The 11,475-nt window shown below is 50.1% G+C and carries 10 protein-coding genes; 4 read left to right on the top strand and 6 right to left on the bottom strand.

What is annotated here, in order from left to right; genetic code table 11:
* Window positions 1-301 precede the first annotated feature (301 nt).
* Window positions 302-544 carry a 2Fe-2S iron-sulfur cluster-binding protein gene (locus tag AWQ21_RS11170; RefSeq protein WP_065714607.1) on the bottom strand — a complete coding sequence of 81 codons (243 nt, stop codon included), beginning with the start codon at window positions 542-544 and terminating at the stop codon, window positions 302-304.
* A gap of 225 nt (window positions 545-769) precedes the next feature.
* On the opposite strand from AWQ21_RS11170, the gene hemL reads away from it, so the two are divergent.
* Together hemL and AWQ21_RS11160 are read left to right on the top strand one after the other, a co-directional pair.
* Complete coding sequence (hemL, locus tag AWQ21_RS11165; protein ID WP_065714606.1) at window positions 770-2,068, top strand: glutamate-1-semialdehyde 2,1-aminomutase; 1,299 nt, start codon at window positions 770-772, stop codon at window positions 2,066-2,068.
* A 129-nt stretch (window positions 2,069-2,197) separates the two neighbouring features.
* Window positions 2,198-3,460, top strand: coding sequence for a pentapeptide repeat-containing protein (locus AWQ21_RS11160; RefSeq protein ID WP_065714605.1), 1,263 nt, complete (start codon window positions 2,198-2,200; stop codon window positions 3,458-3,460).
* A 9-nt stretch (window positions 3,461-3,469) separates the two neighbouring features.
* Here AWQ21_RS11160 and AWQ21_RS11155 read toward each other — a convergent pair whose 3' ends face one another.
* Both AWQ21_RS11155 and trpD read right to left on the bottom strand, forming a co-directional pair.
* Complete coding sequence (locus AWQ21_RS11155) at window positions 3,470-4,072, bottom strand: hypothetical protein (RefSeq protein ID WP_065715319.1); 603 nt, start codon at window positions 4,070-4,072, stop codon at window positions 3,470-3,472.
* Window positions 4,073-4,187: 115 nt separating this feature from the next.
* Entirely contained in the window at window positions 4,188-5,222 is a 1,035-nt protein-coding gene (gene trpD, locus AWQ21_RS11150) for an anthranilate phosphoribosyltransferase (RefSeq protein ID WP_065714604.1), read from the bottom strand.
* A 122-nt stretch (window positions 5,223-5,344) separates the two neighbouring features.
* On the opposite strand from trpD, the gene AWQ21_RS11145 reads away from it, so the two are divergent.
* The gene (locus AWQ21_RS11145) at window positions 5,345-5,842 is read left to right on the top strand and encodes a pentapeptide repeat-containing protein (protein WP_065714603.1); all 498 of its coding nucleotides are present in this window, start codon (window positions 5,345-5,347) and stop codon (window positions 5,840-5,842) included.
* Between the two features lie 80 nt (window positions 5,843-5,922).
* On the opposite strand, the gene AWQ21_RS11140 is transcribed toward AWQ21_RS11145, so the two are convergent.
* Complete coding sequence (locus AWQ21_RS11140) at window positions 5,923-7,227, bottom strand: ABC transporter substrate-binding protein (protein ID WP_065714602.1); 1,305 nt, start codon at window positions 7,225-7,227, stop codon at window positions 5,923-5,925.
* A gap of 127 nt (window positions 7,228-7,354) precedes the next feature.
* Here AWQ21_RS11140 and AWQ21_RS11135 point away from each other — a divergent pair, with 127 nt between their 5' ends.
* Complete coding sequence (locus tag AWQ21_RS11135; protein ID WP_065714601.1) at window positions 7,355-8,809, top strand: carotenoid oxygenase family protein; 1,455 nt, start codon at window positions 7,355-7,357, stop codon at window positions 8,807-8,809.
* A gap of 81 nt (window positions 8,810-8,890) precedes the next feature.
* Here AWQ21_RS11135 and psbD read toward each other — a convergent pair whose 3' ends face one another.
* Together psbD and AWQ21_RS11125 are read right to left on the bottom strand one after the other, a co-directional pair.
* Entirely contained in the window at window positions 8,891-9,949 is a 1,059-nt protein-coding gene (gene psbD / locus AWQ21_RS11130) for a photosystem II D2 protein (photosystem q(a) protein) (RefSeq protein ID WP_012307174.1), read from the bottom strand.
* A 419-nt stretch (window positions 9,950-10,368) separates the two neighbouring features.
* A complete protein-coding gene (locus AWQ21_RS11125) occupies window positions 10,369-11,202 on the bottom strand; it encodes an acyl-CoA desaturase (protein ID WP_065714600.1) in 834 nt (277 codons plus the stop codon).
* Window positions 11,203-11,475 lie beyond the last annotated feature (273 nt).

Raw genomic sequence — 11,475 nt, 5'->3', positions numbered from 1 at the left:
TGCACCAAGCTCGGTCTGGCACCTAAGGGCCTTAAAGTTTTCATGGTGATGGGATTTGGGGTTTTCACCATTGAGGACTTGCTGACATTTATTCAGAGCAAAGATGTTTTTAAAAAATCAAATCCCAACGCAAGTTTAAGGACTGATTGCGGTTATTCTAAGGCACCCTGGTTTTTAAAATGTTTACCACTAACATTCTGTATAAAATGATACGCTTCAAGCAGGCGAAAGGGGGGATCAGAATAGCTCTAACCCTTGCGATGTAAGCTTTTTTTAAAGTACGTCCTAGTGCTACTGCGATTTACCAAACGGGATCGCTGAAGAGGTGAATGGTAATTTCAGGGCGATCGCCAGGGATACCACTAATGCAAGCGCAGAGATTTGTACCATCGTCTAATTCCACTTCACAGGCATGACATGAGCCCATCAAACAGCCTGTGGGGATCGCCACCCCAGCCCGCCGTGCCACTTCGATCATCGGCTCTCCTGCTCTGGCAGCGACGGTAACATCATTGGGCATAAAACGAACGGCGATCGCGGACATAAAAGCGCAAAACTCCAAGAGTTAGGAACAATAAACTAAACTAGGGAATCCCAGCCAACCGTAGACTAAAGAATTCCATCGGAAAACATTTTGGAGACCGTTACTGCGTAAAATGATAATCCGTTATAATGGCTCCCTGCATTGGGATGCTTTCCACGAAGCCATCAGAGCCTCTTATTTTAACAAAATTAAGCTTTAAGAAAATTTGCGACAAGGAGAAAACGTTTGGTGACTACAGCCTTAAACACAACCAAATCCGAAGAGATTTTTAGTGCCGCCCAAAAGCTGATGCCTGGTGGTGTTAGCTCCCCGGTGCGGGCCTTTAAATCTGTTGGCGGACAGCCCATTGTTTTTGATCGCGTCAAAGGCTCCCGCGTTTGGGATGTCGACGGCAACGAGTACATTGACTATGTGGGTACTTGGGGGCCTGCCATCTGTGGCCACGCCAATGATGAAGTTAATGCAGCGCTCCGGGAAACCCTCGAAAAAGGAACCAGCTTTGGCGCCCCTTGCCTCAAAGAAAATATCTTGGCTGAAATGGTGATCAATGCAGTCCCCAGCATTGAAATGGTGCGCTTTGTAAATTCCGGTACAGAAGCTTGCATGTCAGTGCTGCGTTTGATGCGGGCTTTCACCGGGCGGGAAAAAGTCATCAAGTTTGAAGGTTGCTACCATGGCCATGCTGATATGTTCTTGGTACAAGCCGGATCTGGGGTGGCAACTCTGGGTTTACCCGATTCTCCTGGTGTGCCCAAAACCACCACTGCCGCTACCTTGACGGCTCCCTACAATGACCTTGAGGCTGTCAAAAAATTATTCGCCGAAAACCCTGGTGAAATTGCTGGGGTCATCCTAGAGCCAGTGGTGGGGAACTCTGGGTTTGTGGTTCCCGATGCTGGTTTCCTCGAAGGATTACGGGAAATTACAAAGGAACATGATGCCTTACTGGTTTTTGATGAGGTGATGACGGGTTTCCGGATTTCCTACGGTGGTGCCCAAGAAAAATTCGGGGTGACGCCGGATCTTACAACCCTAGGTAAAGTGATTGGCGGTGGGCTACCTGTGGGAGCCTATGGTGGCCGCAAAGACATTATGTCCATGGTTGCTCCAGCGGGGCCTATGTACCAAGCAGGCACCCTCTCAGGGAATCCCTTGGCGATGACAGCGGGCATTAAAACCCTTGAGTTGCTGCAGCGCCCTGGCATGTATGGACAATTGGAAACCATCACGAAAAAGTTAATCGATGGCTTGTTAAGTATTGCGCGGGAAGCGGGCCATGAAGTCACGGGTGGCAACATCAGTGGTATGTTCGGCATGTTTTTTACGGGAGAACCTGTCCGTAATTACGAAGATGCGAAGAAATCGGACTTACACAAATTCAGCCGCTATCACCGTGGAATGTTAGAACAAGGGATTTATCTCGCCCCTTCTCAGTTTGAGGCTGGTTTTACGTCCCTTGCCCACACCGATGAAGATATTGAAAAAACCTTGGCTGCGGCTAAGGTAGTCTTGAACAATATCTAAGGTTCAATTTTCGATTCTGTTTTTGAGCTACAGTGTTCCCTCTTTCTGTCACGAAAGGGGGAATTTTTCTGGGGATTGTGAGGAGATGAATCCGCTACAATTGCTTAAAAATTCTGTTTTCAAGGGTTTATGAGCCAAGCGAAACCAAATCCATCGTCTGAGGGAACTGAGCTTGATGGGAAGCCTCCCGAATCTGGATTAACGACGGTCTCAGAACAGACGGGATCTCAATCTGTGCGCATTCCCCCCCCCCGTTCGGATTTGGCGGAACGACATTTTTATCTGCGTAAGATTGATCCTGGTAGTCCTTGGCTTATTTCAACGGCGATCGCCGTGATGGCATTGGGTCTGTTGAGTCATTGGCTTTGGCTTGGCTTATCCGGCACCCTCGTCACTCTCTTGCTTTCGTTGCGGATTATTTTGCCTTCCCTGAAGAATTGGCTCGGGACTTTTTTGACCCCCGAAGAACGGCGTACCCTCATTGGTGTGGTGGCCTTTGTGGTGGCGATCGCCAGTTTATTGAGATTTCTTGGTTTCTATCGGTTGATGGGCCATTGGCTCAACCAGATTGTCTGGGATGAATTTGGCTCTTGGGCAGACTGGGTAGGGGCCCTGGGGCAAATTATGATCGCCGTGCTGGCCGTTTATGTCGCCTGGGAGCAGTATGTCATCTCCCGCGACTTGACTATCCAGCAAAATCGCATTACTCAGCAGCAAACCATTGATACCTATTTCCAAGGGATTTCTGACCTCGCCCTGAACGAAGAAGGACTTTTAGAAGACTGGCCCCAAGAAAGGGCGATCGCCGAAGGGAGAACTGCCGCTATTTTGAGCAGTGTCGATGCTGGCGGTAAAGCAAAAATCCTGCGATTTCTTTCCCAATCCCGATTTTTGACTCCTCTGAAGCGGGATAGTCGTTTGGGACGCGCAATCCTCGATGGTACGGGGAGCTACGCCGAAGACCGAGAATGGGGCATCCGCGTGATCGATTTGGGGGTAATGCTGGCAGGGGCAGATCTTGCCAATATGGATCTGCGTTGGACAGACCTCAGTGAAGCTAATTTAGTCCGGGCAAATTTACAAAACTGCGACTTAGTCCGGGCAAATCTTTCTCGCGCCATTTTGGTTGATGCGAATCTGCGGCTTGCGGACATGAAAGGCACAATTCTTTTTTATGGCCCCTTGGAAACGGCTAGTCCCCGCATTAAAGCAAAATTACCCAACTATCGCACTGGCGAATATACCGGAGCCGTGGTGGAAAACGTTGACTTTACAGGGGTAAAGCGCATGAGTGAAGAGCTGCGTTACTATTGCTGTGCTTGGTGCGGCGAAAAAAGTCGGGCCACGATTCCTGGAGGCTGCGAGGGAATTCCGAATAAGTTGGGCCGTTAAGTTAAATGTCTAACCCGTTTCCACTTTCACCCAGAGGGCCAAGCCGCCACCCCGACCGCGCGCCGCAATCACATCGGGAGAGACGTAAAAGTAACTGAAAAAAGCCTGTTTCCCAATGCTTGCTTCGTAGAAATCTTGCCTAGCTGTTTCACCGCCCCGGATCTGTCCTTGGTAGAGCTTCAGGCTGACCAAGCTTGCAGTTAATTGAGTAAAGTCAAAAGCCAGTAACCGCTTTTGGGCCTGAAATTTTAGCGGGCCAGTTAAAGATAAGTGCAGCGGCCCGAAGTGAACTTGATTGGTAACATTGCCCTGCTGCCAGTGCGTTGTTGGATTTTGATCCGTCAGGGCGTCATAGGCGATCGCCACCGTAACCCAAGTAGGCAAATAACGGCCCTGACCCAGCACTTTTCCCGCTTGTTTTTGGGCTTTTTTGGTGCCCGTAATAAAGGTGAGCTGCCAAGTGCCCAAGAGAGAAGCAAAAGGATAGGTCAGCTTCTCCCGCTTGGCTATTTTTTCCAACCCAAGCAACTGTGCCGTTAGGGCCTCTGGGGTGGGTCGCTGTCGCGAATCGAGAAGGACAGTGCGGGTCAAAACATCGGCTTGGGCAGTCATAAAAAAAGGGAATTCATCTTTGGTATATTGTTTGCCGATCATGCCGATAAAAGTCTAGCCCTGGCGGTGACAACCATTGGCGCTAGATTTCTCAAAGAGGCGATCGCCTTTGGATTTATTTCAAGAACTCCACTAGGGCCTGGAGTTTGTCCCAAGCTGCACCGCTAGCCATCACCGCCTGGGCTTTTTGGACACCCGCTAGATGATCCCCCCAAGGCACGACTTCCGCCACCTGGAGCGCTAAACCCGCATTCAAAGCCACCGCATCCCGTTGGGCCTGGGTTCCTTTCCCCTGGAGGAGATTCGTTAAAATTTCTTGGTTAACGGGCACCTCGCCGCCCTTCAACTCTTGCAGAGAAGCAGGAGTTAAACCCAGAGTGATTGGATCTAAAACGGTGGTGGTGACTTCGCCGCCATTGACAAGGGCCAAATCCGTTTTGTCCCCAAGACCCGCTTCATCCAAGCCTTCCCGACCATGGAGCACCATCGCCTTCGGTGTTTCCAGTTGATTGAGTGCTTGGGCCATCCGTTCAATAAATTGCGAATCATAAACACCAATAATCTGGCCCGTGGGCTGGAGGGGATTGACCAACGGCCCTAACAGATTAAACACCGTGCGAATCTTCAGTTCTCGGCGGATCGGCGCTACACTTTTCATCGCTGGATGCCAGCCCGGAGCAAACAGGAACGTAATTTCTACTTCATCGAGGGCCGCATGGACTTTTTCGGTGGGTGCTCCCAGATTAACCCCTAGGGCTTCTAAGACGTCCGCTGAACCGACTTTACTTGAAGCTGAGCGATTGCCATGTTTCGCTACTTTCACCCCTGCGGCTGCTGTAACAAAAGCCACCGCCGTCGAAATATTAAAAGTAGAGGAACCATCGCCTCCGGTGCCGCAGGTATCAATTACTGGTTGCCCGTGGTTTAACCGTTGCTGTTGCCGAGATTGGCCTTTGAGGACTTGGGCCATCCCCGTAAGTTCATCAGCCGAAACCCCCTTTGTTTGTAGGGCCGCAAGCATGGCTCCGGATAGGGCTGGAGAAATGGCTTCTTGTAGCCAACCTTCCATGAGTTGAGAGGCTTGGGTTTGGCTGAGGGATTCGCCGTTGATAAGTTGTTGGAGTAGGGCAGACCAATTTGGAGTTGTCATAGATTCGAGGCAAACGTGCTAGAGAGGTTTTCCAAAAACTTTATCGGATTCCCTCCCTTTCCGAGAATCTTTTAGAATATCCTTTGGAAAAATTTTGTTAAATGTCAGGCGAGTTGAGGGTTATGAAGGTTTTAGCGCGCATTGTTGTTTTAGGTTTCTTTATTTTCGGGCTTTGTTTGGGGACGCCGGCCTATGGGGCCAGTCCTGCGGCAACATCCCGGTCGGCGATCGATAGTGAAGATCTCGCTGGCGGCAATTTTGCAGGACAAAACCTCCAGGGGGTTGAATTTTCCCAGGTAAACCTCACCAACGCAGATCTAAGTGGCAGCGATCTCCGGGGGGCGGTTTTCAATAGTACACTCCTGGAAGCGACAAATCTCCACGGGGCCGATTTTAGCAATGGCATCGCCTATCTTTCCAAGTTTACGGAGGCGGATTTAACCGATGCGATTTTTGTGGAGGCGATCCTTTTGCGATCTACCTTTGAGAATGCGAAGATTGACGGCGCAGATTTTAGTTTTGCCGTGTTAGACGGGCCCCAACAGAAGAAGCTCTGTGCCGTGGCTACAGGGGTGAATCCAGTGACGGGGATTGCCACTGCTGACTCTTTAGGCTGTTAGGATGGACTGTGTCTTTTGATTTTCATTGGGACGAATTTGGGGGAATAGCTTCCCCCTTTTTTTATGGTAATGGCAGTAATTTAGAGGGCTTCTAAGGGATTAACGGTATCAATCACCGAGAGACTGGCATCGTCATTGACCGTCCAAACATCATAGTTTCCAGCCACATCGCCATTTTCATCGAAGTCAACGTTCCCGCTGGCACCTTGGTAGTTAATCGCTTGGCCTTCACGGACTAGGGCGATCGCCTCACAGGGATCACTCACTTCCTGACCATCGCCACTGGTGACTTCCCGGAGTTTATTTTTGATGCCTTCACCGGTATTTACATCTGCTGCTTCAGCAGCCAACATCATGGCGATCGCCGCATCCCAGGAGTGGGGAACATAGGCGGTGACATCCTTGCCTGTTTTTTCTTTCCAGAGGGCGGTAAAGGCTTCTAATGCCGGGCCATCCGCACCGGGCACCGTCCCCAAAGCCCCCGCAATAATTGACTGACCAGCGGCGGTCGTGCCCACCTGTTGCGTAAAGTCTTCGCTGTAGACGCCATCGGTCAAGAGAATAGTGATCCCTTCGCTTAGGCCCTGTTCATAGGCCGCTTTGAGCAATAAACTACCAGTCTCTGCATAGAGCACCCCAAGGACAGCATCGGGTTCCCCAGCAAAAGCCGCCGCCGCTTCACTATCGAGGGTGGCCGCTTTCGGGTCATAACGCACCGGATTATCTTTGTTGACAATGGTACCCCCGAGATTTTCAAAGGCTTTGATGAATTCTTGCTCAAAGCCCACGCCATAGTCGTTGTTAATTACCACGGTGGAGACCCGTTCAAACCCTTGTTTTTGCGCCAACACAGCCAATGCAGGGGCTTGGTAACTGTCAGGGGGCGCAGTTCTCGCCCAATAGCCATCGAAATCACCATTAGCAGCTCGTTCTGTGAAAACAGGACTGGTACTGCCGGGGGAAACGAGCATCACTTGGTTCCGAACTGCAACATCAACAGCAGCACTAGAAACGCTGCTGGCAAAGGCCCCCACAACCCCGGCGACTCTATCGACTTCTGCCAGTTTCGTCATCGCCGCGCCCCCGGCGGTGGGGTCTGTTTGGGAATCTTCTTGGATGAGCGTCACAGGTTGCTCATTGACGCCCCCGCAAGCGTTAATTGTCTCCACGGCAAGTTCCACGGCGATGGGCATATTTTGACCAATGGAGGAAAGGTCGCCAGTGGTGGGGGTCAGGGAGCCCAATTTCAGGCCCTCAGCGCCGGTATTGGTACTGGTTTCGCCGTTGCCATCGGTGGGGGCAGTGGTGTCTTGGCAGGCTCCGGTGAAGGTTGCGATCGCCGCGAGGGAAAGGGCGATCGCTAAATTAAATTTCGATGTTTGCATGGTTCAGAAATTTTTCAAAAAAAGATTAAAATCCCTCTCATTTTATGCACAAACCCCAGGATGCAACCCCAAGAAAGGGGAGAAGGCAATTTACAATAGTTAACATTGCTTGAGGGTAAAACTGACTATGGTTGCTGCGCCAAATTCTCCACAACTATCGACCCAGCCGGCTTGGTCACGACTTTTTTCGAACCCCGCCCAACCGTTTGATTTAACGCCTCTGCCCGTTCTAGAGGGGGCAATTCCAGCAGGATTACGGGGGAGCTTGTTCCGCAATGGCCCTGGACGTTTGACACGGGGAGGACAAGCCATGGGCCATTGGTTTGACGGCGATGGCGGCATTTTGGGGGTGTACTTTACAGAAACAGGCGTGCAAGCCCAATATCGCTATGTAGAAACCCCCTACTTTCAGCAGGAAGCGGCAGCAGAAACCTTACTCTATCCCAACTATGGCACCCTCGCTCCGGGACAAATTTGGCAGCGGTGGGGGAAACCGGCGAAAAATTCGGCGAATACTTCTGTATTGCCCCTAGGCGATCGCCTTTTAGCCCTGTGGGAAGGGGGAAAACCTTACGGTCTCAATGCCCAGACCCTCGAAACGTTGGGAGAGATCGACCTTGGCTTTGCTCACCCCAGCGATACTTTTTCGGCTCACCACAAAATTCATCCAGCAACAGGAGAAATTTATAATTTTGGCGTGACCTTCGGCCCTAAGGCGACATTTCAGCTTTACTGTTGTCACCCCCAGGGTGAAATTTTGCAGCAGACCCATTTTTCTGTCCCAGGCTTAAAGGGGTTGCCAATGGTGCATGATTTTGTCTTGGCCGGGGACTATCTCGTCTTTTGTATTCCGCCTGTGCGCTTGCAACTGGTGCCGACGTTATTGGGCCTCAAAACCGTCAGTGACGCCCTCCAATGGCAGCCAGAATTGGGCACGATAATTGTGATCATCGACCGCCATACCCTGAAGCCGATCAGCATTTCCCGCCACGATCCTTGGTTCCAGTGGCACTTTACCAATGGTTACGTGAACGACCACGGGGAAATTGTCCTGGAGATGGTGCGTTTTTCCGATTTTGCCAGCAATCAACAGTTTGTGGAAATTCCCCAGGGAAAAATCCAAACCTATACGAAGGGTACCCTCTGGCGTTATCGCTTAGAACCTAAAACAGCCAAAGTCATCGAAGCCTACGAAATTTGCGATCGCTCCTGTGAATTCCCCATTACCCTTGAATTGCAAACTGGGCAGCCTTGGCCCAAAACCTTTATGGGCGTCCACTGCCAGGAAACGGACATCGGCCACGAGATTATCAATGCGATCGCCGCCTTTGACCACGGCACAGAAACTTTCGCCATGGCAGACATGGGGGCAGACCATTACCCCTCCGAGCCAATTCCTGTTCAAAATCCCCAGAACCCCGATCAAGTTTGGCTGTTAACCGTTGTCTTTAATGCCTCGGCTAACCGGAGTGAACTCAGAATCTATGACGGCGATCGCCTAGAGGCAGATCCCCTTTGTATTCTGGAATTTCCTGAAATGATTCCCCCCAGCTTCCATGGCAAATGGCAGCCCGCCCTTTAAAATTACCAAGTAAAAATTCCAAGAAAAAACCCTCCAACTTGGAGGGTAATGGCTAAACAATTGAATCTTTGAAAAGTGTTCTTAGAGCGCGTTACCACGGGGTAGAACTTCTTCAGGGAATACAAATTGTTCGTGAATTTGGTCTTGCGGTGCCATCCAGGCCCGCATCCCTTCATTCAATAGGATGTTCTTCGTGTAGAACGTTTCAAATTCAGGGTCTTCCGCTGCGCGGATCTCCTGGGATACGAAGTCATAGGCTCGTAGGTTTAGTGCCAAACCCACAATACCCACAGAACTCATCCACAGCCCGGTTACAGGTACAAACAGCATGAAGAAGTGCAACCAACGCTTATTGGAAAACGCAATCCCGAAAATCTGCGACCAGAAACGGTTTGCGGTCACCATGGAATAGGTTTCTTCTGCCTGGGTCGGCTCAAATGCCCGGAAGGTATTTGCTTGGTCACTGTCTTCAAACAGGGTGTTCTCTACCGTTGCACCGTGGATCGCACAGAGCAGGGCACCACCGAGAATCCCGGCAACACCCATCATGTGGAAGGGGTTCAGGGTCCAGTTGTGGAAACCTTGTAGGAACAGAATGAAACGGAAGATACCAGCGACACCAAAGCTCGGCGCAAAGAACCAGCTAGACTGACCCAAGGGGTACATCAGGAATACACTGACGAATACCGCGATGGGGCCAGAGAAGGCGATCGCATTGTAGGGACGAATCCCCACCAGACGGGCAATTTCAAACTGACGCAGCATGAAGCCGATCAGACCGAAAGCACCGTGGAGGGCAACAAAGCTCCAGAGTCCACCGAGTTGGCACCAACGGGCAAAGTTCCAGTTGGCTTCGGGGCCCCAGAGGAAAAGGAGGGAGTGACCGAGGCTGTCAGCGGGGCTGGATACAGCAACAGTCAGGAAGTTACACCCTTCGAGATAAGAGGATGCTAATCCGTGGGTGTACCAAGAAGTAACGAAGGTGGTACCAGTCAACCAGCCACCGAGAGCCATAAAGGCGCAGGGGAACAGGAGGATACCGGACCAACCGACGAAGACAAATCGATCTCGCTTTAACCAGTCATCGAGGACATCAAACCAGCCTCGTTCCTGGGGCGCGCGTCCGACTGCAATAGTCATAAGGACGAAGTCTCCAAAATAGTAAGCAACAAAAAATTACATATAATTTCGGGTGTTTTTTTGATGAAACACCTTACTTTCGTCTAGGTTCTGTGCAAAAAATGATAGTGAATCTAGACAAATGTGAGAAAAGTTTACCTTTCTTAATACCCTATTCTAGGGGATAAATACTGGTTTTGCCAAATGTTTTTGCTGTCCTCACTCCCCTGAGACCCTTGAAATTGCCTTGATCTTGTCTCTAAATAACACCGTTATTCACCGCGCTAAGGTGATGCCTTGGCGAGGAATGTATTCTTCAATATCCAGCAGGCAATGAGTCATGTATCGCCGGAGGGTCTCACCAAAAATAAAAAGATGCCCTCATTTCATAAGGACATCCACGACTACTTAACTTTCCAGGATGTGAGCTATTTTTTTTGTTACTTTGCCGGAGCGAGGCGGATATTTTTAGCCAAACCCAGGGCTTGCAGAAAACGAATCGTCATCCAAGTCATATCAATTTCCCACCAGTTAAGACCATGGCGCGCGGAATATTGATAAGCATGGTGATTATTGTGCCAGCCTTCTCCGTAGGTTACGAGGGCAACCCACCAGCAGTTTTTCGAGTGGTCGTTGGATTCATGGCTCTTATAACCAAATTTATGGGTGGCGCTATTCACAAACCAAGTGCAGTGGAAAACTACAGCGAGACGGAGAAAAATTCCCCAAATCACGAAAGACCAGCCGTTGCCCACCCAGGCATCTCCCCAGGCGTAGAGGGCCAAACCCAGGGCCACCTGGATTAAAACCATATATTTTTGGCAAAAATTGTAGAAAGGATCGTCTTTGATATCTTTGATGTAGCGATCAATGTCACTACGGGCGGGAATCTCAAACAGCATCCAACCGATGTGACTCCACCAGAAGCCTTTGTTGGAGTCATGGGGATCAGGGGTATGGTCAGAGTGTTTGTGGTGAATGCGGTGCAGTCCAATCCAATCAATCGGCCCCCCCTGACAAGCAAGGGTGCCACAGAAAATCAAGAAATACTCAAGCCACTTTGGTACTTCAAAGCTACGGTGGGACACGAGGCGATGGAATCCTAGGGTAATTCCAATGCCACCGGTAATCCAGTGGAACAATAAAAAGACGCCCACGGCTTGCCAACTAAAGTTACCGGGTAAAAAGGCAAGGAGGGCGACTAGATGGATCAAGCTAAAGTAAATAATCGTTGTCCAATCTAGGGGGAGTTTTTGGGAAGTGGCAACAGTCATGAAATATCCTTTCTGGAAATTGTACTGTGGGACATGGTATGCGGAGACTCCGTATTTTTTCCACTGTCCTACATGATAAACACAAGCACGGTTCAGCAAAGGGAAGCTAAGAACACTTTCGAAAGACGGTGCTTATCTTGGGAGAAGTCTTTCAAAGCGAAGCACAAAAATCTTGAAAATTCGGAACTTTGGGCTGAAATGGCGCTTGGGTGTTTTCTAAACTTTACTTGTAGATGTAACCGGGTATTTTCTTCGTTAAATCAGATTTAAATT

The sequence above is a fragment of the Picosynechococcus sp. PCC 7003 genome (assembly GCF_001693255.1).
Taxonomy (GTDB): domain Bacteria; phylum Cyanobacteriota; class Cyanobacteriia; order Cyanobacteriales; family MRBY01; genus MRBY01.
The sequence above is the reverse complement of the archived record's forward strand: the minus strand, read 5'-3'. Positions and strand labels throughout refer to the sequence as shown.

Coding starts and splice junctions, on each gene's coding strand:
- psbD (WP_012307174.1), bottom strand. CDS start 9,949: ATGACTATTGCAGTCGGACGCGCGCCCCAGGAACGAGGCTGGTTTGAT.
- AWQ21_RS11155 (WP_065715319.1), bottom strand. CDS start 4,072: ATGACTGCCCAAGCCGATGTTTTGACCCGCACTGTCCTTCTCGATTCG.
- AWQ21_RS11160 (WP_065714605.1), top strand. CDS start 2,198: ATGAGCCAAGCGAAACCAAATCCATCGTCTGAGGGAACTGAGCTTGAT.
- trpD (WP_065714604.1), bottom strand. CDS start 5,222: ATGACAACTCCAAATTGGTCTGCCCTACTCCAACAACTTATCAACGGC.
- AWQ21_RS11145 (WP_065714603.1), top strand. CDS start 5,345: ATGAAGGTTTTAGCGCGCATTGTTGTTTTAGGTTTCTTTATTTTCGGG.
- AWQ21_RS11140 (WP_065714602.1), bottom strand. CDS start 7,227: ATGCAAACATCGAAATTTAATTTAGCGATCGCCCTTTCCCTCGCGGCG.
- AWQ21_RS11170 (WP_065714607.1), bottom strand. CDS start 544: ATGTCCGCGATCGCCGTTCGTTTTATGCCCAATGATGTTACCGTCGCT.
- AWQ21_RS11125 (WP_065714600.1), bottom strand. CDS start 11,202: ATGACTGTTGCCACTTCCCAAAAACTCCCCCTAGATTGGACAACGATT.
- AWQ21_RS11135 (WP_065714601.1), top strand. CDS start 7,355: ATGGTTGCTGCGCCAAATTCTCCACAACTATCGACCCAGCCGGCTTGG.